The 25248-nt window shown below is 42.6% G+C and carries 19 protein-coding genes and 1 other RNA gene; 5 read left to right on the top strand and 15 right to left on the bottom strand.

All coding sequences use genetic code 11. The annotated features are described in order from the left end of the window. Positions 1 to 113: 113 nt before the first annotated feature. From recQ to CVV77_RS02425, 6 genes are all read right to left on the bottom strand, one after another. Entirely contained in the window at positions 114 to 1889 is a 1776-nt protein-coding gene (gene recQ, locus CVV77_RS02450; RefSeq protein WP_100274550.1) for a DNA helicase RecQ, read from the bottom strand. Positions 1890 to 2030: 141 nt separating this feature from the next. Beyond that, a non-coding RNA gene (gene ssrS, locus CVV77_RS02445) (6S RNA) lies at positions 2031 to 2217 on the bottom strand. Between the two features lie 229 nt (positions 2218 to 2446). Further along, a complete protein-coding gene (gene azoJ / locus CVV77_RS02440) occupies positions 2447 to 3073 on the bottom strand; it encodes an FMN-dependent NADH-azoreductase AzoJ (RefSeq protein WP_100274549.1) in 627 nt (208 codons plus the stop codon). Between the two features lie 150 nt (positions 3074 to 3223). Then, a complete protein-coding gene (locus CVV77_RS02435) occupies positions 3224 to 3715 on the bottom strand; it encodes a TraR/DksA family transcriptional regulator (protein WP_100274548.1) in 492 nt (163 codons plus the stop codon). Positions 3716 to 3956: 241 nt separating this feature from the next. Then, the gene (locus CVV77_RS02430) at positions 3957 to 4301 is read right to left on the bottom strand and encodes a PH domain-containing protein (protein ID WP_003220141.1); all 345 of its coding nucleotides are present in this window, start codon (positions 4299 to 4301) and stop codon (positions 3957 to 3959) included. A gap of 327 nt (positions 4302 to 4628) precedes the next feature. Beyond that, positions 4629 to 4832, bottom strand: coding sequence for a DUF6501 family protein (locus CVV77_RS02425; RefSeq protein WP_003241656.1), 204 nt, complete (start codon positions 4830 to 4832; stop codon positions 4629 to 4631). Positions 4833 to 5061: 229 nt separating this feature from the next. On the opposite strand from CVV77_RS02425, the gene dhaS reads away from it, so the two are divergent. The 3 genes from dhaS to CVV77_RS02410 all read left to right on the top strand — a co-directional run bounded on the left by dhaS (position 5062) and on the right by CVV77_RS02410 (position 9383). Further along, positions 5062 to 6549 (top strand): aldehyde dehydrogenase DhaS, encoded by a 1488-nt coding sequence (gene dhaS / locus CVV77_RS02420; RefSeq protein WP_003241654.1) that lies wholly within the window; start codon positions 5062 to 5064, stop codon positions 6547 to 6549. 100 nt (positions 6550 to 6649) lie between these two features. Then, entirely contained in the window at positions 6650 to 8548 is a 1899-nt protein-coding gene (locus CVV77_RS02415) for a terpene cyclase/mutase family protein (RefSeq protein WP_100274547.1), read from the top strand. Next, positions 8538 to 9383: a superoxide dismutase gene (locus CVV77_RS02410; RefSeq protein WP_060398825.1), complete on the top strand. Its 846-nt coding sequence runs from the start codon at positions 8538 to 8540 to the stop codon at positions 9381 to 9383. Before CVV77_RS02415 ends, CVV77_RS02410 begins: the two co-directional genes overlap by 11 nt. A gap of 32 nt (positions 9384 to 9415) precedes the next feature. Here CVV77_RS02410 and CVV77_RS02405 read toward each other — a convergent pair whose 3' ends face one another. Then, positions 9416 to 10753: a sodium-dependent transporter gene (locus tag CVV77_RS02405; protein WP_088110760.1), complete on the bottom strand. Its 1338-nt coding sequence runs from the start codon at positions 10751 to 10753 to the stop codon at positions 9416 to 9418. Positions 10754 to 10982: 229 nt separating this feature from the next. Between CVV77_RS02405 and CVV77_RS02400 the strand changes: the two genes are divergently transcribed. Continuing rightward, a complete protein-coding gene (locus CVV77_RS02400; RefSeq protein ID WP_100274546.1) occupies positions 10983 to 11948 on the top strand; it encodes a bile acid:sodium symporter family transporter in 966 nt (321 codons plus the stop codon). A gap of 50 nt (positions 11949 to 11998) precedes the next feature. On the opposite strand, the gene odhB is transcribed toward CVV77_RS02400, so the two are convergent. The 8 genes from odhB to cdaS form a co-directional block, all read right to left on the bottom strand. Further along, entirely contained in the window at positions 11999 to 13255 is a 1257-nt protein-coding gene (gene odhB, locus CVV77_RS02395) for a 2-oxoglutarate dehydrogenase complex dihydrolipoyllysine-residue succinyltransferase (protein ID WP_100274545.1), read from the bottom strand. Positions 13256 to 13270: 15 nt separating this feature from the next. Next, the gene (sucA, locus tag CVV77_RS02390) at positions 13271 to 16105 is read right to left on the bottom strand and encodes a 2-oxoglutarate dehydrogenase E1 component (protein WP_100274544.1); all 2835 of its coding nucleotides are present in this window, start codon (positions 16103 to 16105) and stop codon (positions 13271 to 13273) included. Between the two features lie 228 nt (positions 16106 to 16333). Next, positions 16334 to 18250: a vWA domain-containing protein gene (locus tag CVV77_RS02385; protein ID WP_100274543.1), complete on the bottom strand. Its 1917-nt coding sequence runs from the start codon at positions 18248 to 18250 to the stop codon at positions 16334 to 16336. A 10-nt stretch (positions 18251 to 18260) separates the two neighbouring features. After that, a complete protein-coding gene (locus CVV77_RS02380) occupies positions 18261 to 19151 on the bottom strand; it encodes an AAA family ATPase (RefSeq protein ID WP_019258657.1) in 891 nt (296 codons plus the stop codon). Positions 19152 to 19238: 87 nt separating this feature from the next. Then, a complete protein-coding gene (locus CVV77_RS02375) occupies positions 19239 to 19826 on the bottom strand; it encodes a superoxide dismutase family protein (protein ID WP_100274542.1) in 588 nt (195 codons plus the stop codon). A 90-nt stretch (positions 19827 to 19916) separates the two neighbouring features. After that, the gene (cwlS, locus tag CVV77_RS02370) at positions 19917 to 21152 is read right to left on the bottom strand and encodes a D-gamma-glutamyl-meso-diaminopimelic acid endopeptidase CwlS (RefSeq protein WP_019258659.1); all 1236 of its coding nucleotides are present in this window, start codon (positions 21150 to 21152) and stop codon (positions 19917 to 19919) included. 381 nt (positions 21153 to 21533) lie between these two features. Further along, the gene (locus CVV77_RS02365; RefSeq protein ID WP_100274541.1) at positions 21534 to 22751 is read right to left on the bottom strand and encodes a macrolide family glycosyltransferase; all 1218 of its coding nucleotides are present in this window, start codon (positions 22749 to 22751) and stop codon (positions 21534 to 21536) included. 235 nt (positions 22752 to 22986) lie between these two features. Continuing rightward, the gene (cdaS, locus tag CVV77_RS02360; RefSeq protein WP_100274540.1) at positions 22987 to 23601 is read right to left on the bottom strand and encodes a cyclic di-AMP synthase CdaS; all 615 of its coding nucleotides are present in this window, start codon (positions 23599 to 23601) and stop codon (positions 22987 to 22989) included. Between the two features lie 275 nt (positions 23602 to 23876). Between cdaS and CVV77_RS02355 the strand changes: the two genes are divergently transcribed. Beyond that, positions 23877 to 25235: an MATE family efflux transporter gene (locus CVV77_RS02355; protein ID WP_100274539.1), complete on the top strand. Its 1359-nt coding sequence runs from the start codon at positions 23877 to 23879 to the stop codon at positions 25233 to 25235. Positions 25236 to 25248 lie beyond the last annotated feature (13 nt).

Here is a 25248-nt window from a genome sequence, read left to right as displayed (position 1 = left end):
AAAGACTTGCTGAACCCTTGATATAATAGGCTTCGCAAGTCTTTTTGATTTGAACCAAAAAAGAGAAAATAAAATGTGTTTTTTATAGAAAAAAAAGTTGATTTTCTGTTTTTTTAGTCTGTCATCCCTGCATAAGCTTGTATTTCTTGTAAAAAAAGCCGGCCGTATTTTGCTCTTTTTTGTTCTCCGACGCCTTTTATAGACAAAAGTTCCTCGTCATTTACTGGCTGTTTGCCTGACATTTCTTTTAACGTTTGGTCAGAAAATACGACAAAAGGCGGAACCCCCTGCTCTGCCGCAATTTCTTTGCGAACCATGCGCAATCGTTCAAACAGCTCGTCATTTTCAGTAATCGCAACCGCTTTTAATGCTTCTTTTCTCGTTACTGATAATTCTCCTTTCAGCACATTCCTTCCTTTACTGCTGACAAAAAGAGTCGGAAATGTTCCGTCTGACATCCTGATGAAATCGTCAGAAATAAGAAATTCAATAAAATCACTGATTTCCCCTACTGATTGGTGTTTTAATATCCCGTATGTTGAGAGGTCGGAAAAGCCGTTTTCAAGAACTTTTTTATTTTTAGAGCCGGCGAGCACCTGGGCAACCATCGTCTTGCCAAACCGTTCTTTCATGCGAATGATACAAGATAAGACCATTTGCGCCTCCCGTGTCACATCATGGGCCGTCCTTGTATCAGTGCAGTTTCCGCACTGTCCGCACGCATCAGGCTCCTTTTCTCCGAAATACATAAGGATAAAACGCTGCAGACAATCTTCCGTGTGACAATAGTCGACCATTTGTCTCAGCTTTTTTAAATCCTGCTTTTGTTTTTCTTCATGTTCTGATTGTTCAATTAAAAAACGCTGCACCATAATATCCTGCGGTGAAAACAGGAGAACACATTCACTGTCAAGACCGTCCCGCCCAGCTCGTCCAGCCTCTTGATAGTAGCTTTCCATATCTTTCGGAATTTGTGCATGCAGAACAAATCTGATATTTGATTTATCAATGCCCATTCCAAAAGCAGACGTTGCCACCATCACTTGCAGCTCATCATTAAGAAACCTTTCCTGCTGCTCTTTTCTGACATCATCAGCCAAGCCTCCGTGATACCGGCCTGCACTGATCTGATTTCGTTTCAATCTCTCATAAATCCGATCAGCTTCTTTTCTGGTCGCTGTATAGACAATGCCCGCTTCATGTTTGTTCTTTTGCACATATTCATCAATAAAACGATCCTTATTTTCTCCTTTTGCTACTTTAAAGGTTAAATTATCACGGGAAAATCCGGTATATACCGTGTTTTCTTTTTGAATATGCAGCTGTTTGCAAATATCCTCATGAACCTCGGGTGTTGCTGTTGCTGTTAATGCCATCATGACAGGTTTGTCATGTAATTCTCGGAACAAAATTTCAATATTTCTGTAGCTGGGCCTAAAATCGTGGCCCCATTGAGAAATACAGTGCGCCTCGTCTATTGCGACCAAAGGAACATCAATGCCCTGCAAAATCCGAATAAAATCCATGGACGTTAATCGCTCCGGTGTAATGTAAAAAAGCTTATAAGCCCCTTCTTTGAGCCCGTTCAGCCTCTCATATATTTCCTGATTGGATTGTGTGCTGTTAATGTAGGCGGCGTTAATCCCCGCTTCTTCTAACGCATCTACTTGATCCTTCATCAAGGAAATCAAAGGCGAAATGACGATCGTTGTCCCTTCAAACATCAGTGCCGGGATTTGATAGCAAATCGATTTGCCTCCTCCCGTCGGCATAATGCAGACCGTGTTTTGCCTTTCTTCCGTCACCGAGCGGATCGCTTCCTCCTGGCCGATGCGGAGCTTTTCATAACCGAAATAATGGGCCAGAAGGGATTGGGCTCTATGTAACATAACGTGTAAACCTCGCTTTTCCTTGAATTTCTCCCATCATATCATAAAAAAGCGGCCTTCATTTCTTTCACACAGAAATTGAATTTTCACTATACCTACCTTTTTTAGATAAAATAAAAAGCCATTTCCAAAAAGGAAATGGCTTTCGCTACGTCTTGCCGTATGCAAGTAAGAAAGTTTTAAACCACCACTCCTCAAAGTGGGTGTTTGCAGAAACGTTCCTGTCGTCCTCTGCAATGGAGGCATGACATTCCGGCTTCGATATAAAACTCCCTATTACAGCTTAAAGGTTAAAACTTAATTAACAATACGCACAAAGTAGCTTCTTTTATATAGTACATCATCAGTCGTTTTTTATCAAGGGGTCAGAACAATTGTTTAGAAAAACTTTTTTCAGCCATTAAAACTGTTATTTCGCTATTATATCTGATAATTCGACAAATAAAAAATATATCAAAATAGAAAAACAGCCATCATAGCGAAAAGGAATGATCACTTTCTTCTATATAATATGTATACAAAAAACTCCTATCTCATGGATAGGAGTTTTGACTTGATTAGAATTTTGCAGCAAGATCTTTTGCTTCTTGTAAACCTTTTTCAATGATGTCTTGTGCTTGATCAGGCGCTGCATTATGTCCTTCGATGACAACTGTTTGCAAGTCTTGAACACCCCAGAAACCAATAACAGTTTTCATGAAGTTTAATGACATTTCAAGTGCAGCCATTGGTCCTTCAGAGTAAACGCCGCCGCGAGCGTTAAGAAGCACAACTTTTTTGCCGCCCATTAAACCAACTGGACCTTCTTGTGTGTATTTGAAAGTAACGCCTGCGCGAGACAGGTAATCAACATAAGTATGAAGCACTGCCGGCACTGTGAAGTTCCAAAGCGGGAATGCGAAAACAACTTTGTCAGCTTTTACAAACTGATTCAGATATTTGTCAGCAATTGCAGCTTGTTTTTTCTCTTCTTCTGTCATTTCCATTCCTTGACCAGCTTTAAATGTTCCGTTAATCATATCTCTTCCAAGGTAAGGAAGGTTTTCTTTATGAAGATCTAATTCAACCACTTCATCATTAGGGTTGTTTTCTTTATAAGCAGCTAAGAAAGCTTCGTAAAGTTTAGTTGAAACGCCTTCTTCAGCTGTACGGTCGCTTGATTTTACAAATAATACTGTAGACATTTGTATTCCTCCCGGTAAACTTTTTATATTTACTTACAAATAGTATGTTACTTTCTTTTTTACTCGAAGTCAATCACTTTATTTTGAATATGAGATTTTTTTTCAAAAAAAAGCAAGTACACCTAATATCGGTGTACTTGCTTATCATTTTTACTTTGAATCTTGTTCACGATCCAAAATCTCATACGTCTGTGAGCTTTTTTGGTCAACTGTTTCTTTATTGGATAGATCCTTTACCTGTTCATGAAACTCTCTTTCAAATGACGGAGCATCTGTCTCTAATTCATCCTCCATATCAGCTTGAGCTCCAACTGTCATTCTTGCATAAGGAACAGCTTCGAGCCTTTCGTAGGGAATGTCTTGGCCGGTTTTTTCACACACTCCGTAAGTTCCGTCTTTCATCTTTTGTAATGCATGGTTGACCTCCTCTAACAGCTCCCGGTCTATTTCTCTCACCGTTTGGTCTGTCATCCGGTCTGTGACGAGCGTTCCGTGATCTGCCATGTGGTTGTCAACCCCATTTGAAAGCTCCCCCACTTCTTCCGTCATTGATTCTGTTTCCTTTTTCTCGCCAGACAATTCTTTTTGCATATCGAGCAATTTATGGTAGAGATGCTGTGTTTGTTCTTTTGTCAGTGACATGTGTATCCTCTCCTTTCTATCCTGTTTCCCGTTTCGCCCTCTGTCAAACATGGGAACTTTGATGGAAAGTTGAGCTACTGTCTTTTTGAACGGATTGTGACCGCCGGCGATGATGGTGTGGGATTTCTTTGGCACATTTTGTCCTGCTTAGTTGTGTTAACAGAACGAGCATGTGCGCATTGCTCTGTATGTATATAAAAAAAAGCCTAACCATTTTTTGAACGGCTGGCTCGTCAAATATTCAGCTGCACAAATGCTTTGTCAGCACCGCTTGAACTTCGCTTAAATCGGTGTCTTTTGCAAATTCTAATTCAAAAGTTTTGCTTCTTGTCATCAGTAAAAGCCCAGTGTCTGGATCAAACATGCCCGCTTCTTGGATCGCAAAGCTTTCAATTGTTTTATATGGAAGAAATACACGAACCTTCTTTTTAGAAAACATTTTATTGTCAAAGAAAATGATCCGTTTATTTGTAAAGCAAATTTGGTCAACCCGGAGCTTATAAATCGATTCTATTCTTTCCCCTTCAACGAGCAAAGCTTCAAGCTTCTTTGCGTCCGTTGATCTGCTAACAGAAAAAATACCCAATGAAGAACCCCTCTTTCTGCGTTTATCTATTTGTTTTATCATTCATTACATAAAAATAAGTCCTTTATCCCTATATAAGAATACGACATAGAAGACATTTAAACCATTACGAACAGATTACATTTTTCAAATTTTTGATTTGTTTTTCGTCTTTTAAGCTGTTGTCATCAAGTAATACGCACGTATAGAGAAAAAAGTTTCAATATTCAGCAATATTTTTTTAAAAAGGTTTTAAAGTTTCATTGATTTTGTTTTATTTTTCCTGTTTTAACCATAAAAAAACGCAGCTGAGCTGCGGTTTTTTATATCCTCGGCTTTATTCAGGCATTAAACCTCTTCGAAGTATTCTTTATAATAGCCTCCGACTTTATTCGTATTGTCGATCACAAATAGAAACTCCTCTGTTTCATTTTTCACTTCATATTCTTTTCCCGGAGTTAAAACGCGGTTCACGATATATTTTTTTGCGTTTGTCTGCACACATTTTACCTTTTTGATTGTTTCTTTTTCAAGCCAATTGTTATGAATCATGATGAAATCTCCTTTACTTATCTATAAGCTTATTGTAGCTTTTTTCTTTTGTAAATTGCAATATCGGTTATTCATTGATTTTGCCTTGTTTTCTATTATAGAATGTTTGTATACGCTTACTCTTACTGCAAATAACACAGCTTATTTCTGCTATTCAATCAAGGAATTAATGTGCTATCACCAAGAATCTCAAAACAGACCATAAAAATTGACTGGAGGTTTGTTACGGATGAGTTCTTTAACGATGCAAGTGACGAAAAGGCTGGAGACATTTTTACAGGGAACAAAGAAGCTTTATATTGATGGAAAGTTTGTTCCGAGTGCCTCAGGGGCAACCTTTGATACTCCCAACCCGGCAACCGGCGAAACCTTGATGACGCTGTATGAAGCCCAGGCTGCGGATGTGGACAAAGCGGTTAAAGCTGCCCGGAAAGCCTTTGACCAAGGCGAATGGAGAACAATGTCTCCAGCTTCGAGAAGCAGACTGATGTATAAACTGGCAGACTTAATGGAAGAGCATAAAACTGAGCTTGCTCAGCTTGAAACGCTCGATAACGGAAAACCGATAAATGAAACGACTAATGGAGATATTCCGCTGGCTATTGAGCATATGCGCTATTACGCTGGCTGGTGCACAAAAATAACAGGACAGACGATCCCGGTTTCCGGCGCCTATTTTAATTATACGCGCCATGAGCCTGTCGGCGTCGTCGGCCAGATCATTCCATGGAATTTCCCGCTCCTGATGGCGATGTGGAAAATGGGTGCGGCTCTTGCAACAGGCTGTACTATCGTGCTCAAACCGGCTGAACAAACGCCGCTTTCAGCTCTTTATTTAGCAGAATTAATTGACCAAGCCGGTTTCCCTGACGGTGTAATCAATATCATTCCGGGATTCGGTGAAGATGCGGGAGAAGCGCTGACGAACCACGAAGCGGTTGATAAAATTGCCTTTACCGGTTCCACTGAAATCGGAAAGAAAATCATGTCTACCGCTGCGAAAAGCATTAAGCGTGTTACATTGGAGCTGGGCGGAAAATCACCTAATATTCTTCTGCCGGATGCGAATTTGAAAAAAGCGATCCCAGGCGCTTTAAACGGTGTGATGTTCAACCAAGGCCAAGTCTGCTGTGCGGGCTCGCGCGTTTTCATTCATAAAGACCAATACGATGAAGTTGTTAATGAGATGGTGTCCTATGCTGAATCACTCCGCCAAGGAGCGGGCCTTCATAAAGATACACAAATCGGGCCTCTCGTGAGCAAGGAACAGCACGAACGCGTTCTTTCCTATATTCAAAAAGGAAAAGATGAAGGAGCAAAAGCAGTGACTGGCGGAAGCTGTCCTTTTGAAGAAGGGTATTTTGTCGCACCGACTGTGTTTGCGAATGTTGAAGACGAGATGACCATCGCAAAAGAAGAAATTTTTGGTCCGGTGCTGACTGCCATTCCGTACGAAACTGTCGATGAAGTCATTGAACGAGCAAATCATTCAGAATATGGACTCGCGGCCGGACTATGGACAGAGAACGTCAAGCAGGCCCACTATATCGCGGACCGTCTTCAAGCGGGAACCATCTGGGTGAACTGCTATAATGTGTTTGACGCGGCGTCTCCGTTCGGCGGTTATAAACAGTCGGGACTCGGAAGAGAAATGGGATCCTATGCCTTAGATAACTACACAGAAGTCAAAAGTGTATGGATTAATCTCGAAGACTAACATGCATGTCAAAAAAACTGCTGCCTGCCAGCAGTTTTTTTCTTTCTGTAATGGCGGTAAAAGACGCTGAATATATATGCTTCTGAAGGAGTTGAGCGTGATGGGCACACTTCAGGAGAAAGTGAGGCGTTATCAAAAGAAAACCATTGCAGAGTTAAGAGACAGGCAAAACGCTGACGGTTCGTGGACATTTTGCTTTGAAGGACCAATCATGACAAATTCCTTTTTTATTTTGCTCCTCACCTCACTTGATGATGGGGAGAATGAAAAAGAACTGATATCAGCGCTGGCAGCGGGCATTCGCGAAAAACAGCAGTCCGACGGCACATTTATCAATTATCCCGATGAAACGAGCGGAAATATAACGGCTACCGTCCAAGGATATGTCGGGATGCTGGCCTCAGGATGTTTTCACGGATCTGACCCGCACATGAGGAAAGCTGAACAATTTATCATTTCACATGGCGGCCTGAAACATGTTCATTTCATGACAAAATGGATGCTTGCTGCGAACGGGCTGTACCCTTGGCCTGTTTTGTATTTACCATTATCACTCATGGCGCTCCCCCCAACATTACCGGTTCATTTCTATCAGTTCAGCGCATATGCCCGAATTCATTTTGCTCCTATGGCTGTAACACTCAACCAGCGATTTGTTCTTAAAAACCGCAATATTCCATCTCTTCATCATCTCGATCCGCACATGACAAAAAACCCTTTCACTTGGCTTCGATCCGATGCTTTTGAAGAAAGAGATCTCACGTCTTTATTGTCACATTGGAAACGGATTTTTCATGCACCATTTGCTTTTCAGCAGCTGGGCTTACAGACAGCTAAAACGTATATGCTGGACCGGATTGAAAAAGACGGAACATTATATAGCTATGCGAGCGCAACCATATTTATGGTTTACAGCCTTCTATCACTTGGCGTGTCGCGCCACTCTTCTATCATTAGGAGGGCAATTAAAGGCATCAAATCGCTAGTGACAGAGTGCAGCCGGATTCCTTATCTTGAAAACTCTACTTCAACTGTTTGGGATACTGCTCTGATCAGCTATGCCCTTCAAAAAAACGACGTGACCGAAACAGACAGCTCTATTACAAAAGCATCCGCCTTTTTGCTAGAACGACAGCATACCAAAATAGCAGATTGGTCTGTCAAAAATCCGGACGTACCTCCCGGCGGCTGGGGATTTTCAAACATCAATACAAATAACCCTGACTGTGATGACACTGCAGCCGTATTAAAAGCGATACCCCGAAGTTATTCTCCTTCAGCTTGGGAGCGAGGATTGTCTTGGCTTTTATCAATGCAAAACAATGACGGCGGATTTTCTGCTTTTGAAAAAAATGTGAACCATCCTCTGATCCGCCTTCTCCCGCTTGAATCCGCCGAGGACGCGGCAGTTGACCCTTCAACCGCCGACCTCACCGGACGTGTGTTGCACTTTTTAGGCGAGAAAGCCGGTTTTACAGAGAAACATCAACATATTCAGCGCGCTGTGAACTGGCTTTTCGAACATCAAGAACAAAATGGGTCTTGGTACGGGAGATGGGGGGTTTGCTACATTTACGGCACATGGGCTGCTCTTACAGGTATGCATGCCTGCGGGGTTAACCGAAAGCACCCTGCTATACAAAAGGCCCTGCGCTGGCTCAAGTCCATACAGCTTGATGACGGCAGCTGGGGAGAATCCTGCAAAAGCGCCGAAATCAAAACGTATGTACCGCTGCATAGAGGAACCATTGTACAAACGTCTTGGGCTTTAGACGCTTTGCTCACTTACGAAAATCCCGAACACCCATCAATTGTGAAAGGTATGCAATACCTTACTGACAGCAGTTCTCATGGCGCCGATAGTCTGGCCTATCCAGCAGGAATCGGATTGCCAAAGCAATTTTATATCCGCTATCACAGCTATCCATATGTATTCTCTTTGCTGGCTGTCGGGAAGTATTTGAATGCTATTGAAAAGGAGACAGCAAATGAAACGTGAATCTTATCAAACGGAGATGTTCAATTGGTGTGAAGCCCTGAAGGATCAGATTCAAAAACGAGGACAGCTTGATCAGTTTGAAGATCAAATCGACAAGATGATTGAAGCACTAGAAGATGATCAAACAACAGAAGAAGATTGGTATAATCAGGCTGCTGCCCTTTATCGGGATATTACAGAATCAGAGGATACAAGTGAAAGACGCGCTTATGTCCCTATAGGGAAACATGTGCTGCCAAAGCTTCCGTACAAATATTCCGCCTTAGAGCCTTATATTTCACGCGAGATTATGGTCCTTCATCATACGAAGCATCATCAAAGCTATGTTGACGGTCTGAACAAAGCAGAATTAGAGCTTAAGAAAGCGAGAGCATCAAAGAATTTTGATTTGGTCACTCATTGGGAAAGAGAGCTTGCATTCCATGGAGCAGGCCATTATTTGCACAGTATTTTCTGGTTTTCAATGCATCCAAACGGAAAAAGGCGTCCTACGGGCGCATTGTTCCAAATGATTGATCTTTCATTTGGAAGCTATTCCGCTTTTAAAGAACATTTCACGCAGGCCGCTAAAAAAGTAGAAGGTGTCGGCTGGGCCATTTTGGTCTGGGCACCTCGATCGGGACGGTTGGAGATCTTAACGGCAGAAAAGCACCAGCATTTCAGCCAATGGGATGTGATCCCTCTTTTACCGCTTGACGTATGGGAACATGCCTACTATTTGCAATATAAAAATGACCGGGCGAGCTACGTTGATCATTGGTGGAATGTCGTGGATTGGCGTGAGGCAGAAAAACGTTTTGAGCAAGCAAAAGAAGTTGTTTGGAAACTCTATTAAAAAAAGCCCCCTTTTCCCGGGGGCTTCTTGTTTTAAAAAATGCCTAACACATGTAAAAATACGATGATGATGGCAACAGGTGAAAGATAACGAATGAGCAGGAGCCAAACCGCAAACCACTTTCGTTTGAGGCTGGAACCGCTTTTCAGCTCGTCGAACAAATCCTGTTTCGGTATTTTTAACGGAACAAAAATAGAAATCAATAACGCGCCTAACGGCATTAAAATATTGCTTACAAGATAGTCTGCCGCATCAAAAATGGACAAGTGAAATATAGAGACGTCACTTAAGACACCGTATGATAATGCAGATGGCACTCCGACAATAAAAATAGCAATACCGCCTAACCAAGCGAATCGTTTTCTTTTATTGACATCGCCTTTTGAAAGCACTGCGACCAAAATTTCCAGCATTGAAAAAGCGGATGTTAGTGCCGCAAATAAAAATAGAAGTAAAAATGCTAATAAAAAGATAATTCCGAACGGCATTTGATTAAATACAGTCGGCAGCACGTTAAATAACAGGACCGGCCCTTGGTCTGGTTTGAGGCCGAATGAAAAGACAGCTGGAAAAATCGCAATTCCGGCCATTACAGCAACAAGCACGTTCAATACCGTTACAGATACAGCGGATTGCACCAGATTTTCCTGTTTCTCTAAATAAGAGCTATACGTTACCATGACAGATACACCAACACTTAGTAAGAAAAAGGATTGTCCCATCGCATATAAAATCGTATTGGCATCAATTGCGGTTAAATCAGGCATCAGGAAAAACTTAAGGCCTTCCATTGCGCCATCAAGTGTAATGGAACGCACCATTAATATGACAAATAATATAAAAAGCGCCGGCATTAATACTTGGCTTGCTTTTTCAATTCCGCTGCTTACCCCTTTTGCAACAACTAAAATTGTCACCACCATAAAGAGCAGCTGGCCTCCTACAGCCAAATAAGGATTTGAAATCGTACTTGCAAATATCGTATCAAAACCAGATGTTTGCGATAAACCGCCAGTAAAGCCTTTGATAATATAAACTAAAATCCACCCGCCAACGACACTGTAGAAAGATAAAAGAATAAAGCACGTCGCCATGCCTAAATAACCGATCCAATGCCACTTCGTTCCTGGAGCAAGTGTTTTATAGGACTGAACGGCATCTTTCTGTGTTTTTCTGCCTATGATGAATTCACCTAACAATAAAGGCAGTCCGATTAAAACTGTAAATAAAATAAAAATAAGTAAAAATGCGCCTCCTCCGCTGGTGCCTGCTACATACGGAAATTTCCATATCGCGCCAAGCCCGATAGCTGATCCTGCCGCGGCTAAAATAAAGCCGAGCTTCGAAGACCATTGATTCGCTTCCTTCACCCTATCACTCCTATTTTATCTAACCATTATAAAGATTCATTGTAAGAATATCTTCCTATATAGTCAAGAACATTTTGATTAGTTTACATAATATATCTACTGTCATCTATTTAAACCAATCCGCCTATTGATATTGAATTATTCAGAAAATTAATTATAATAAGAGAATGTTTAAAATTTTGCGAGAATTTCTGCTGAAGTTCTTGATAAATGTGTAAGGAGTGTTTTTATGGACATCATTAGAAAAATAAGTCATTTCGCGGGACAAACCTTCGGCATATGGGTCATTGTGTTTGCCGTACTGGGTTTTTCTTTCCCGTCTTTATTTACGTGGATCAGTTCTTATATTACGATTTTTCTTGGCATTATCATGTTTGGAATGGGTCTTACATTGCAAGCCGGTGATTTCAAAGAGCTGCTCAGAAAGCCTTGGCACGTCATTATTGGAGTGATTGCTCAGTATACCATCATGCCGCTCGTTGCTTTTGGATTGGCATTTGGGCTGCATCTCCCAGCTGAAATTGCAGTGGGTGTTATTCTTGTGGGGTGTTGCCCTGGGGGAACTGCATCTAATGTCATGACATTTTTAGCAAAAGGAAATACGGCGCTTTCTGTTGCTGTTACAACAATTTCTACCTTGTTGGCACCTGTTTTAACTCCGGTTTTGATTATGCTGTTTGCAAATGAATGGCTTCCAGTCTCGCCGGGGTCTTTGTTTATTTCAATCTTACAGGCTGTTTTATTTCCGATCATTGCAGGCCTGATCGTCAAAATGTTTTTCAGAAAACAAGTCGCAAAAGCCGTGCATGCCCTTCCGCTTGTTTCTGTCATTGGCATCGTTGCAATTGTCTCAGCTGTTGTCAGCGGCAACCGGGAAAATCTGCTTCAATCAGGGTTGCTCATTTTTTCTGTTGTCATCCTGCATAACGGTATCGGTTATTTGCTTGGATTTCTTTGCGCAAAGCTTTTAAAAATGGATTATCCGTCTCAAAAAGCGATTGCAATCGAAGTCGGCATGCAAAATTCAGGACTTGGGGCGGCACTAGCCACGGCTCATTTCTCACCGCTATCTGCCGTACCAAGCGCGATATTCAGTGTGTGGCATAACCTTTCAGGTTCCATGCTTGCAACATATTGGTCAAAAAAAGCGAAAAAGAAACAAACAGCATCAACCAGCACTAATCTATCTCTTTAAATCGGCATACAAAAAAGGTACATCACTTTATCGTGATGTACCTTTTTTTATTAGCCCTCTAATAAAAGCTGTTCAGGATCTTCCAGTAAATTTTTGATTGTCACTAGGAAACCAACCGCTTCTTTACCGTCTACAATCCGGTGATCATAAGATAAAGCGATATACATCATCGGACGGTTTTCGAAGCGCTCTTCATCAATTGCCACAGGGCGCAGCTGAATCTTATGCATGCCCAGTATACCGACTTGAGGACTGTTTAAAATCGGAGTCGACATCAGTGAACCAAAAGTCCCTCCGTTTGTAATGGTGAAAGAGCCCCCCTGTAGCTCACTAAGGGTTAATTTATTGTTTCTTGCTTTTTTCGCAAGCTCGCCAATTTCTTTTTCGATTCCTGCAAATGTCAGGCGGTCCGCATCCCGTACAACCGGAACGACAAGGCCTTCATCAGCCGCAACAGCGATCCCAATATCGTAGAATTTCTTAACGATCAGCTCATCGCCTTGAATTTCCGCATTCAGCAGCGGATATTTTTTCAACGCAGCTACGACCGCTTTCGTAAAGAAAGACATGAAGCCGAGCTTCACTTCGTTTTGCTCAAAGAATTGATCTTTGCGGCGTTTTCTGAGATTCATGACAGCCGTCATGTCTACTTCATTAAATGTAGTCAGCATCGCCGATGTTTGCTGTACCTCTACAAGGCGTTTTGCAATCGTTTGTCTGCGGCGTGACATTTTTTGCACTTCAACAGGTTTCTCAAAGCTTTGCTGTGCTTTTTGAGCCTGAGGCTGCTGCTGTTTTTGCTGAGGAGCCGGTTTTGACGATGGTTTTTCGTACGCTTCGACATCATGCTTGCGCACTCTTCCTAACGGATCTCCCGTTGGAACCTGAGACAAGTCAATTCCTTTCTCTCTTGCCAGCTTACGGGCTGAAGGAGAAGCGATCGTTCTTGATTTTGCTTCGGCTTGCGTTTCCTCGCTCACCTCTTGTGCCGCTGGTTCAGCTTGCTTCTCTACTTTTTCGCTTTCCTTGCTTTCAGCTTTCTCTGAAGGAGCAGGGGCAGAACTTTCACCCGCGCCTTCTGAAATCGTACCGATAATTTCTCCAACCTGGACGGTATCACCCGAATCTTTCAATACCTCTTGAAGTACACCCGATTCTTCTGCTGTCAATTCAACATTTACTTTATCCGTTTCTAGTTCAAGCAGATATTCACCCTGTTCTACATAATCACCAGGCTGCTTTAACCATTGGGCTATTGTTCCTTCTGAGATTGATTCTGCTAATTCAGGTACCTTAATTTCCGCCATTTTTTCATTTCCCCCTTAGTTTTTGCGAGTCAAGCTATCAGATACAATACGTTCCTGTTCTTTTTTATGAACTGTCGGATCTCCCTCTGCAGGGCTGGATCGTCTTCTTCGTCCAATATATTGAACGCTTACTCCCTGTGGTGCAATTTCTGTCAAATACGGGCTGATATAACTCCAAGCCCCCATGTTCTGCGGCTCTTCCTGCACCCAAACGATTTCTTTCAGGTTCGGAAGTTTTGCAAATAATTCTTTGACTCCTTTTGCCGGGAATGGATACAGCTGTTCAATTCTCGCAATGTGAAGCCACTCTTTACCGTCTTCTAATTTATTGAAATGATCACTGATGTCTATGGACACTTTACCGCTGGATAATACAAGTCTGGTTACTTTTTCATAGTCATGAGAAAGTCCGGACTGTTCGTAAACAGGCTGGAAGCGGCTTTCGCTGAGCTCCTGCACTTCCGAAACCGTATTCGGATTACGAAGAAGGCTCTTCGGCGTCATAATGACGAGCGGTCTGATCTCTTCACGAAGCAGCATTTTCGCCTGTCTTCTTAAAATATGGAAATACTGTGCAGCGCTTGTCAGGTTGGCAACCGTCCAGTTGTTCTCCGCGGCAAGCTGCAGGAACCGCTCGATTCTTCCGCTTGAGTGCTCAGGCCCCTGTCCCTCGTAACCGTGCGGAAGCAGCATAACTAATCCAGATTTTTGGCCCCATTTCGCACGTCCGGCAGAAATGAATTGGTCAAAATACACTTGAGCAGCGTTGGCAAAATCTCCGTACTGCGCTTCCCACATGACAAGCGTTTCCGGTGAATGCACGTTATAGCCGTATTCAAAGCCGAGAACCGATCCTTCAGACAGCGGGCTGTTATGAACAGCAAAAGATGTACCGCAGTCAGATAAGTGATGAAGCGGCACAAATTCTTCACCCGTCTCACTGTCATGAAGCACAAGGTTTCTTTGGGCGAACGTTCCGCGCTCGGAATCCTGTCCTGTTAAACGAATCGGTGTTCCGTCTTTCAAAATAGAAGCAAACGCAAGTGATTCAGCCAAAGACCATTCCACTTTTCTGTCATCATCAAACGCCTTTGCGCGTCTTTCTAATATGCGCTTTAACTTGCCGAAAACGTTAAATGACTCCGGCCAGTTGACCAATTCGCCATTTAGCTTGCGGAGCACATCAAAATCAATGGATGTGTCCACATCAGGGAAACCGTTTGAAACAGGCTCTGGAAGTTCAATTTCACAGGCGGTATGTTCCTTTTTAGCCGGCACTTTCTGATAAGCATCCTCAATGCGCTTCGTTACCGATTTTTCGATGTTTTGAACAACTTCCTCGGCAAGCACGCCTTCTTTCACAAGCTTTTCGGCGAAAATTTGTTTGACGGTCGGATGCTTTCTGACAGCATCATACAGCATTGGCTGAGTGGTTGACGGCTCATCCATTTCGTTGTGTCCGTAGCGTCTGTACCCGATCAAGTCAATTAGAAAGTCCTTGTTGAATGTTTTTCGGTATTCGACGGCAAACTTAACAGCTGAAAGACAGGCTTCAGGATCGTCCGCATTTACGTGAACAATCGGAATTTCATAACCCTTCGCCAGGTCACTGGCATAGTTTGTCGATCTTGATTCAGCGCTTTCTGTTGTGAATCCGATCATGTTATTGGCGATAATATGAATCGCACCGCCTACTTGATACCCTTTTAAAGAGCTTAAATTCAATGTTTCAGCAACAATTCCTTCCCCAGGGAATGCAGCGTCTCCATGAATTAAAATGGCAAGCGATTTTGTTTCATCCTGCACCGGGTATCCGCTTTGTGTTCTTGTTTCTTGTGCAGCTCTTGTACTGCCTTCAACAATTGGATTGATAAATTCCAAGTGGCTCGGGTTGTTTGCTAACGTAATGCGTGCTGATTTTGTTTCAGCGTCTTGAAGCTCCCGATTCGCCCCCAGATGGTATTTCACATCCCCTGTCCATCCGTAGCTGATTCCGATTGATCCCTCAGACGGGACAAGATCTTTGTTCGGCGCATGCTGGAATTCAGAGAAAATGATTTCATACGGTTTGCCGAGCACGTGTGCCAAGACATTCAGGCGCCCCCTGTGCGCCATCCCGATGTTGACACTCGTCGTGCCAGATTTGACAGATTGTGCAATAATGTCATCCAGCACTGGTACAAGAGCGTCCAGACCCTCAATGGAAAAGCGCTTCTGTCCGACGAATGTGCGGTGCAAAAACTGCTCGAAGCCCTCTACTTCTGTCAGTCTCTCCAGCACAGCCGACAGTTTTTCAGCTGAGTTCTTCTGGAACAGCTCGCCAGATTCAATCTTTCTCGTCAGCCACTCACGCTCATTGAAGTCATGCACATGGTCAAATTCAAATGAGATCGTTCTTTTATAGGTATTTCGTAAATACTGAATGGCTTCTAGACCGTTCGTAATGTTTTTAGGAGCGTCTTTACAAATTACTGACGCAGGTATTGCTTTTATTTCCTCTTCTGTTAGCCCGTAATCGGATAATGGAAAGAGTTCGCTCTTTTTCCCATCCTTTCTGAGCGGATTGACGGAAGCGTTTAAATGGCCATAGGTTCGGATATCTTCTGCAAGTCTGACTGCGGATGCGATCTTTTGAATCAGATCGGCTGTAACACGTCCCTTTTCTTTTGTTCCCGAGGCCTCTTTTATATCGCTTGGCGGAGCACCGAGCTCGTCGAACATGTCCTTTAGATCCGAATCAATGCTGTTCGGATCCTGGGTATACTGATCGTAAAGCTCCAGCGCATAGCCGAGGTTCGGACCGTAAAAATCTTCCCAATTCATTCGTTGTTTCATACTATTTTGAAACATTTGAATATTACCCCCAACTTAGATAATCAAGTGAATGATTCACTATCTTAAAATAACTTTCGAACGCTGTGTCCAAAATTATGTAATAAAAACGCTTCCAACGATATTTTACCACTGTTTGCAATTTGATTCTACCTTGATTGTTCACAAAATAGTAAAAAACCTTTATAAAAAACAAAAAATTTAATCATTTGAAAAAAGAAACGCCAAAAAGCATAGGATAATGGGCTATCCTATGCTTTTATGGAGCAGTTTTTTCAGCAGCGGATACAGAACATCCGGGAGCTGATCAACATCCGGGACAAATATACTGAATTTTCCGTACATATCCTGAATGGTCTTCATTTGCGATTCTTCTATTTCTGAGTTGGAGAGAAAAACATTTATCACTTCAATTCCTCTTTTTCGAGCTTCAATAACCGCTTCACTTGTATCGACAATCCCGTTTTGTTCATAGCCAAACGCGGCCGGCTCTCCATCTGAGAAAACGATTAAGAACTTTTGTGCCTCGCTGCGCTGCAGCAATTTTTTCGTCATCTGCCGGATCGCATAGCCGTCACGGTTATCTTCCTCAGGCTCAAGCTGCATAATGGCAGGCCCAGCATCTTGTCTTAATGACGATTGGAAAGGAATAACCGTATTGAAATAGTTTGGCTGGCTTGTTTCGGTTGCATCGTTTGTGTCCTCCCAGAAGCCGACAATCTGATGCGGAACCGCTACCGACTTCAACGCTTCGTGAAACAACACGATTCCCCGTTTTGTTTCGTCCATTTTGTCGAACATGCTGGCTGAACAGTCGACCAGCAATGTAAAAACTGCGTCAATTTCTGAAGATGGTTCTTGCTTTTTGTAGAATAGACGCGGATTTCGCTCAGTGAAGTAGCGCAGAAGCTTATTGTTCAGCCGTCCGGCATGAAGGTCTGTTCTCGGCAATGTTTTTTTATGCTCCAGCGTTTTTTGAATCATTTGTTTTAAACGCTTTTGATACGATTCAATCGTTTTTGCCTGCTGTTTATAGAAAAGCTCCTCTTCACTGGTTGCCGGCTGAGGTTCTTTGTAAATCGGAAATGCGTATTTATTTTCTTTGCCGTCAGCCATACCCGCTCCGTTCGGCTGGTCTTTTTGGGACTCCAGCGCTTCCAGCTTGGAATAGTCTTTCCGTTTTGTTTGTCTGGCTGATCCTTGGACAGAACCAAGGGCTTGATCTCCATCGTCGCCTTCCCTTGAAGCGTCTTTACCTAAATCTGATTTTGCGCCGTGCTCAATATCGAATTGAAGGAAGCTTTTAGCCGGTGCTTCTGTTTCCCGGTGCCACGTCGGCATTTCTTCTTCATGAATATCCTCATCACCGTCTGATTTTTTCGGAAGCGTGATGTCATCACTTAGCTTAGGCGCTTTTTTCTCTTCTTCAAATAACGGGTGTTCCGCAGCTTTTGCGTAATCAAGCTCAGGCAAAAAGAAGTAGGTGTTGAGCATATCCTTATCGAGCACCTCTTCAAGCCCGTCCATGAGGTCTTCAACAATTTTCAGAACCTGCCGTGTCGAATCTGCTTCATACACGCGAAGGAGCTGCTGCTCAATAAACGGGCGCATCAGATCAATATCTTCACGCATAGACGGAAGGGTTTCGAGCGGCGATTCCGTTGTTAGCTTGACATAGATCGCACAAAAGAGCGCATCCGTAAAAATGCTTCGTTCTAAATTTAAGGTCAGCTGGGTAGAGAAGTGTTTTCTGTACATGTCTTTTCGCTTCGCAAATACATGTTTAGTACCCGGACGCTCGTGTTTGATGCATTCTTCAATTCTGATGTCCTCAAGCAGCATAAACAGCTGCTTGGCAAAGCTTTTGAACGTAAGATGCCGATGGATATCATCCAAAAAGTTCGCAAACTCTTGCAGCGAGCTATATCTCGTTCCGACCGAACGCAGGTAGACGTCGCTTTTCAGACCCGCCTCCATGTCCTCAGCTGCTCTGTCTTTCCAAAAGTGGCTCATATAGATTTTCTTTTCAAATGGATTGTAATAGGACTGAACGCCATACTCCACTTCTACCGCTTCACTCTTGGTAAGTGTTTTGGCCAAATCAGTCAGCATCATAAATAAAAACGAATCAATTGTGCTGTCGTTAAATTTGATAAATTTCATCGCAGCTCCCTCATTCAAACAGAGTTTCTGCAATATTTCGAACGGCCGCCTTTTCCCGGTCATCATCAAGCTTCTCTACAATTCCCCGTTCGATGGCACGACGCGGCGGAATATAAGCGGCTAAATCACATGTATCGATTAAAGCCCTGATGGATGCCGCTTCTTCAGACACCTGTCCGTTATTGGCCTGAACAATCAGGTCAGAGGAAAGCGTGATAAACCGGTCAATCAATTTCTCATCTTGCAGAGCTGACTGAGACATAAGCACTTGTTTCAGCAGCTCGCCTTTAATATAAGGCACATCGATGATGACAAAACGGTTTTTCAATGCTTCATTCAGCGGAACAGTTCCAACATAGCCTTCATTGATGGCTGCAATGACTCCGAATCCGCCTTTAGCCCGAATGACCTCGCCTGTAAACGGATTTGTCATCATTTTTCTGTAATCTAATACACCGTTTAAAATGGGCAGTGTTTCCGGCTTTGCCATATTGATTTCATCTATATAAAGAAAATGGCCTTCCTTCATGGCTTTTGTGACAGGCCCTGAAACAAACTCGATCGTCGCCTGGCCAGATTGATTTTCAATCGTTTTATAGCCGACCAAGGCTTCTGCATCCAAGTCAACTGAACAGTTGACACTGTGCATCGGTTTATGAAAATAGCTGGACAATGTTTCTGCCAGCTTTGTTTTTCCTGAGCCTGTAGGCCCTTTCAGCAAGACATTTTTTCCCATGGCTAATGCGATAATGGCGTCGAATAAAATGGCTTCATCCTCCGCCTCATAGCCTGACGTCCCTATGAGTGACTGAAACTCTGGGGAAATTGGCTGATCTTTATATGATACAAGTTTTTTTTGTATATCTTCCGGCAATGTTAAGTGCTGTAATTGAGTTGTCATAGACAGGTTCCCTTTCCTATTCGTATTCCATTAACGAGTATACTAAAAAAGCCCCTGTATGCTCAATACAAAAGGGCTTGGATGATATTACTGCTTCTCGTTATTGCCTGAAAGGGCTCCGCAGACGATACGCGCACCTGAATTCCCGCTTGGATTCGTCAAATAATCGTCGGCATGTTCATGAATAATAAACGCACTCCCGTCCTGGTCGAGAATATTTAGTTTACTTCCTTTTTTCAGTGAGGTGTCCGGCGCATTCATAATGACATCTACTTTTCCATCAGCACCGACTTCAAGGTTCGGCAGATCTCCGGCATGATGCCCCATCGGATTGTTGAAGCCGTGTTCTTTGTTCAGCGGATTAAAGTGACCTCCCGCGGATTCAAAATCCGGCCTGACACATGAACCTTTCTCATGGATATGAAAACCGAGTGAAGCGCCGGGCCGCAGGCTGTTTGCGGAAATATGAATGTCGAGTCCTTCGTCTTCTGATTCTTTCAGTTCTATAAAACCGACTGCTTTGCCTTCACGATTAACCAGCTGGACATGATGACCAAACGCTGACGTTTCAACCGCTTCTTTTTCCGGTACCCGCTTAGGAGGGTCAGGAGGGTTTTGTCCGCATCCCGCAGCTCCCAGTGCCGTCACCATCATCAACAGCAAGAGACGGTACATACTGTCTCCCCCTTGTTTTTTCTAACAGTGTGGTCAATCATTGTCTGATATAAACAAAAAAGCCTATAAAAAGGCTTTTTGTACTCATTTTTAAAAATAACTTCTTGCGCCCAAGTAGCGCTGTTTCCAATACGAATTGCTGAGATTGGAAATGTCTACGCCCGATGAGCTTGCATGAATAAAATCTCCTCCGCCTAGGTAAATCCCCATGTGAGACGGGCCGGATTTATATGTGGTAAAGAAGACAAAATCCCCGACTGACGGCTGGCTGACTTTTTGCATGACATTCCAATACCCTGCCGTACTCAATCTTGATATCGATGATACATTATTAATGAGGTAATAAATGAAGCCGCTGCAATCAAAACCGGCAGGCGTGTTTCCTCCCCAGCGGTACGGCACTCCGACATATTTTTTCGCTTCTGTTATCATTCTGTCAATCTTCGAGCCTATTTGAATGTTTGACCCTGAGTTATCTTTTGGCTTTGTCTGATTTGAATTGTTAGACTTTGTTGTTCCCGAAATAGTCAGAACCTGTCCGATTTGCAGCACATCAGATGACAAATTGTTTTTATCACGGATGCTTTGCACAGTGACTCCGAGCTGATTCGCGATTTTCCACAGCGAATCGCCTGCTTTCACCTTGTATGTAGTTGTTTTGGAGGAATTGGAGTTTGACGGCTTCTTGGAACCGCTGTTTCCGCTCTTGGGCGAGCTGCTTCCTTTTATTTTGAGTACCTGTTTAGGATAAAGCGTATCTGATGTTAAGCCATTTAATGTTTTCAATTCAGCTACTGTCATATTTAAGCTGTTTGCAATTTTCCACAGTGAGTCACCAAGCTTAACTGTATATGTACTTTTTGAAGAGCCTGAAGAATTGGAACCGCTGTTTTTCTTTGATCCATTTGAGCCGCTTGAACTGCTTGTCCCTTTGATCTTAAGCTTTTGCCCTGGACGAATCAGGTCACTGCTCAGGCTGTTTAAGCTTTTAAGCTCAGAAACACTCATTTTATGATTTTTAGCAATCATCCATAGCGAGTCACCATATGCAACAGTGTACGTTGACGTTTTGCTTGAGTTTGATGAAGATGTCGTGCTTTTTTTGCTGTTTTCAGGAATCTTAAGGCTTTGTCCGACATAAAGCACCGACGATTTCAATTTGTTTTCGGATTTCAGTTTGGATATTGTCGTATCATATTGGCGGGAAAGTTTCCAAAGAGAATCACCGCTTTTTACTTTTATCGTTTTTGCTTCCGCGGGCGCTGCTGCCATCGATGACCCAACAACTGCGGAAACAGCCAAGCCGGCTACAATCTTCTTTTTCATTCATTCAACCTCCTAAACTGTTTATTGCTCAAAAAACAGATAGTATTTTATTTCCAAAAATGGCGCACATCAGTTTTATCGTCACTTCTTCAAAAAGTTAAATCCTTTTCAAACATTCGGCAGCAAATTCAGCATCGTTCGACCTTTAAATCTTCAAATAAATACCTAACATTTTACATAACCTGCATCTATTTTTCGAAAGTCTAAGGAACTATTTTAGCGGGGCAAAAATGATGGTTTTCTATTGATGAACGAAGCAGATTTTCCTCCTTTCTTGTCTGTTTTTCTTATCAATTCTCTATTGGCGTGTCAAATCCCTTCCTCTGCTTTCTTACGAAAATTCCAAAATGCCTGTTCTTTTGATAAGAACAGGCATTTATATTATGCGTTGGCTGATTGAGTTTTGTGCTTCACAACTTCAAGAATGCTGTCGGCCGCTTTTTTAGAACCGCCTGCTGCTTTCAGTGATTGTCCAATTTCTTTTGCCTTTTCAGCATACACAGGATTGTTCATCACTTCTTGAATCGTTTCTTTCAGAAGGCTTTTAGATAGTTGATCTTTTTTCAGAACTTTCCCTGCGCCGATTTTTTCCACTTGATTTCCGACGGCAAATTGGTCAGCTCCCATGGGAATAACAACAAGCGGAGTTTCAAAATACAAACCTTCACTTGTGCTGTTCATTCCGCCGTGGGTCACAAATAAACTGGCCCTTTTCAGGATCTCAAGCTGAGGGACATACGGGCGTACAATGAAATTCTCCGGAATGTCGTTTAACTCATTTGCTTTGATATGCTTGCCGATGGAAAGCACAACCTTACCGTCAAAGTCTTTACAAACCTCAAGACATTGATTAAAAAACTGCTTTTGATTGTTAAAAATGGTTCCCATCGAAATAAACAGCACGTTTTCATTGTCAATCCGCTCAAATGGGAAATCATTGTTTCCGGCTCTTTCCGTAATTGAAGGACCAACAAATACGTACTGATCGCCGAATTGCTCAGCCATTGGCTGAAATTCCCTTGATGTAAAGACAATCGTCAAGTCCCCCTCTGAAGAAAAAACGTCAAATGGCTTTTTGATCCCTGCCTGAAAATCAGTATTTAATGTTTCTGCAAGCTGCTTGTAAGATTCATAATGAGGCGAATCTTCAAATGATCCTCTCATGTAAGCACCCATCATTTCCTTTAGAAATTCCTCATTCATCGCAAAGGTTGTACACAGTGAAAATCTCGGCAGCTTCAACAGGTTAGCAATGATTTTACCGGCCAGTAGGTGGTGATCATATATGACATAATCATACGACTCATGTTTGACTTCATCATAAATATGAGACGCGATATCCTTACAGCCTTTCAAAAAAGCGCAGATCATTTCTGTGAAATCTCTTTCTTCATCTCCGGTTGCATTCTTTCCGAAGTAATCTTCCCGGAAATCATGATACTCACGAAACTCAATATCAAGAGCTGCAATTTTTTCTTTGTATTCCTTCACTGCGTAGTAGGTAATATGTTCTCCCCGTGATTTCAACTCCTTCATTACACCGATAGACGGATTAATATGCCCTTCACCGGGAAAACCGATCATTAATACATTAGCCATGCGGCAGCACCCTTCCTTTAAAAATTTATGTAATATTTTATACGGTACTATAAATACATAATCAGGTAAAGTATTTAACTTAATTAATATTCATTAGATATAACTTTTCTACCAGTTTATATTTCCTGCCTTCAAGACAAAAAGCATTCAGCTTGAAGTGAATGCTTTAAAAAAGATCCGAATTCAGTCATTTTGTCTCATGATAGGATTCATTATCAGGCCCTTATATTTATTTTTACGTTCTTGGCGAAATTAACGGATATAATACACCGTCTTTTGCAAACGACATCTTCCCTGTCTCCTCTGAAACAACGAGCACAAGCGCGTCCGTATACCCCGACATTCCAAGAGCCGCGCGGTGCCGTGTTCCCAGATGGATATCCACTTCCTTTGTTGTCAGCGGGAGTACATTAGCTGCTGACACGAGTTTATTTTCCCTTACCAATAAAGCGCCGTCATGAAGAGGATTTCCGGGGAAAAAGATGCTCTCAATTAATGAAGCGCTGATCTCCGCATGAAGGGATGTTCCTTTTTGAATAAAATGTTCAACAGGGTCCGCTCTTTCAATCACAATTAAAGCACCATGCTTATGTTCCGATAAGGCTTTAATCGCCTTGGCCAGCTCAATAAATGCCGGCGTAAATTCCTCAATGTATGATTGCAAATAAAAGGATGATGCGATCCCCTGCATGTCCTGAAAAATATGCCCCAATTCATCTAATTCACAAAGGAGGCACTGGTCTTTTTCATGAAGCGCCTTCAAGATTAGCGATGCATCACCTAATATTTGCTCTAAGTACACTTGTATTTTCCCCTTGAATGCATTTTCTGACATCTGCTCATAACGCATAGACCTTCATCTCCTTTTCAAAATTCCAACTTTTCACGCATGCTTATCTTATTGATGCACATTCTATTGGTAAAGGAGGGATGTAAAGAATGGAAATCGAAAGAATCATTCAGTATATTTGCACCTTTTTAGGCGTGATTTCGCTTTCTTTTATTTATGCCCAAATGTTTAGAAAAACGAAACCGACAAAAAAAGAATAGGCCTGGCGTTCATTGCTTTTTATACATAAAATGTTATAATTTCTCTCGTTATGAAAAAGAAACGGAGATCAATGTATGAAAGAAACTCGAAACGCCCGGCAGAAGATCAAACAGCTTTTGCACATTTTAATTCCGATATTAATTACCCAGGCGGGGCTATCTCTTATGACTTTTTTAGATACTGTAATGTCAGGGAAAGTCAGCCCCGCTGATTTAGCCGGTGTCGCCATTGGCTCAAGTCTTTGGACCCCTGTTTATACAGGACTTGCAGGCATATTAATGGCGGTCACCCCGATTGTCGCTCAGCTTTTAGGCGCTGGAAAAAAACAGAAGATTCCCTTTACTGTTTTACAGGCTGTATACGTGGCCGCGCTTCTTAGCATCGCCGTTTTAGCGATTGGATATGCTGCGGTTGACCTTATTCTTGGCCGATTAGACCTTGAGGCTCATGTGCATCAGATTGCCAAACACTTTTTAGGGTTTTTATCGCTGGGAATTTTCCCTTTATTTGTTTACACTGTTTTGAGATCATTCATTGACTCATTAGGGAAAACGAGAGTCACAATGATGATTACACTCAGTTCTCTTCCGATCAATTTTGTATTGAATTACGTACTCATCTTTGGGAAATTCGGAATGCCTGCCCTTGGCGGCGTCGGCGCCGGGCTAGCGTCCGCGCTTACATATTGGTGTATCTGCATCATCAGTTTTTTCATTATTCATAAAGCCGCGCCATTTTCCGAATACGGGATTTTCCTTACAATGTATAAGTTCTCTTGGAAAGCATGTAAAAATATGCTCAAAATCGGGCTGCCTATTGGGTTCGCCGTGTTTTTTGAAACGAGCATTTTCGCAGCTGTCACGCTTCTGATGAGCCATTTTGATACAGTGACCATCGCGTCCCACCAGGCGGCCATGAACTTTGCTTCGCTTTTATATATGCTGCCGCTTAGCGTGTCCATGGCTTTAACAATTGTTGTCGGTTTTGAAGCCGGTGCAGCCCGATTTAAGGATGCACGCTCATATAGCTTGATCGGCATCATGATGGCGATTGGCTTTTCTTTGTTAACTGCAGCCTGTATCCTGTCATTTAGAGCGCAAATTGCCGGCATGTACACTTCTGACCCCGATGTGCTCCTGCTGACACAGCACTTTTTAATTTATGCGCTGTTTTTTCAGCTTTCCGATGCTGTGGCCGCACCTATCCAGGGAGCGCTCAGAGGATACAAAGATGTGAACTATACGCTTGCGGCCGCATTTGTCTCTTACTGGGTCATTGGCCTTCCTGTCGGTTATGCGGTCGGTACGTTTACAAGCCTTGGCGCGTTCGGTTATTGGATCGGGTTAATTGCAGGACTCGCCGCCGGGGCAGTTGGGCTGTTTTTCAGGCTGGCTAAACTGCAAAAACGTTATTCGCAAAAACAATACAGTTAAAAGAGGTGATCAT

It is taken from the genome of Bacillus sp. SN1, from assembly GCF_002796895.1.
Taxonomy (GTDB): domain Bacteria; phylum Bacillota; class Bacilli; order Bacillales; family Bacillaceae; genus Bacillus; species Bacillus inaquosorum.
Note: the sequence above shows the minus strand (reverse complement) of the source record. Positions and strands in the feature narration are given on the sequence as shown.

What these genes read in the sequence shown, in the direction of transcription:
- recQ (WP_100274550.1), bottom strand. Translation starts at nt 1,889, where the DNA reads ATGTTACATAGAGCCCAATCCCTTCTGGCCCATTATTTCGGTTATGAA.
- azoJ (WP_100274549.1), bottom strand. Translation starts at nt 3,073, where the DNA reads ATGTCTACAGTATTATTTGTAAAATCAAGCGACCGTACAGCTGAAGAA.
- CVV77_RS02435 (WP_100274548.1), bottom strand. Translation starts at nt 3,715, where the DNA reads ATGTCACTGACAAAAGAACAAACACAGCATCTCTACCATAAATTGCTC.
- CVV77_RS02425 (WP_003241656.1), bottom strand. Translation starts at nt 4,832, where the DNA reads ATGATTCATAACAATTGGCTTGAAAAAGAAACAATCAAAAAGGTAAAA.
- dhaS (WP_003241654.1), top strand. Translation starts at nt 5,062, where the DNA reads ATGAGTTCTTTAACGATGCAAGTGACGAAAAGGCTGGAGACATTTTTA.
- CVV77_RS02415 (WP_100274547.1), top strand. Translation starts at nt 6,650, where the DNA reads ATGGGCACACTTCAGGAGAAAGTGAGGCGTTATCAAAAGAAAACCATT.
- CVV77_RS02410 (WP_060398825.1), top strand. Translation starts at nt 8,538, where the DNA reads ATGAAACGTGAATCTTATCAAACGGAGATGTTCAATTGGTGTGAAGCC.
- CVV77_RS02400 (WP_100274546.1), top strand. Translation starts at nt 10,983, where the DNA reads ATGGACATCATTAGAAAAATAAGTCATTTCGCGGGACAAACCTTCGGC.
- odhB (WP_100274545.1), bottom strand. Translation starts at nt 13,255, where the DNA reads ATGGCGGAAATTAAGGTACCTGAATTAGCAGAATCAATCTCAGAAGGA.
- sucA (WP_100274544.1), bottom strand. Translation starts at nt 16,105, where the DNA reads ATGTTTCAAAATAGTATGAAACAACGAATGAATTGGGAAGATTTTTAC.
- CVV77_RS02385 (WP_100274543.1), bottom strand. Translation starts at nt 18,250, where the DNA reads ATGAAATTTATCAAATTTAACGACAGCACAATTGATTCGTTTTTATTT.
- CVV77_RS02380 (WP_019258657.1), bottom strand. Translation starts at nt 19,151, where the DNA reads ATGACAACTCAATTACAGCACTTAACATTGCCGGAAGATATACAAAAA.
- CVV77_RS02375 (WP_100274542.1), bottom strand. Translation starts at nt 19,826, where the DNA reads ATGTACCGTCTCTTGCTGTTGATGATGGTGACGGCACTGGGAGCTGCG.
- cwlS (WP_019258659.1), bottom strand. Translation starts at nt 21,152, where the DNA reads ATGAAAAAGAAGATTGTAGCCGGCTTGGCTGTTTCCGCAGTTGTTGGG.
- CVV77_RS02365 (WP_100274541.1), bottom strand. Translation starts at nt 22,751, where the DNA reads ATGGCTAATGTATTAATGATCGGTTTTCCCGGTGAAGGGCATATTAAT.
- cdaS (WP_100274540.1), bottom strand. Translation starts at nt 23,601, where the DNA reads ATGCGTTATGAGCAGATGTCAGAAAATGCATTCAAGGGGAAAATACAA.
- CVV77_RS02355 (WP_100274539.1), top strand. Translation starts at nt 23,877, where the DNA reads ATGAAAGAAACTCGAAACGCCCGGCAGAAGATCAAACAGCTTTTGCAC.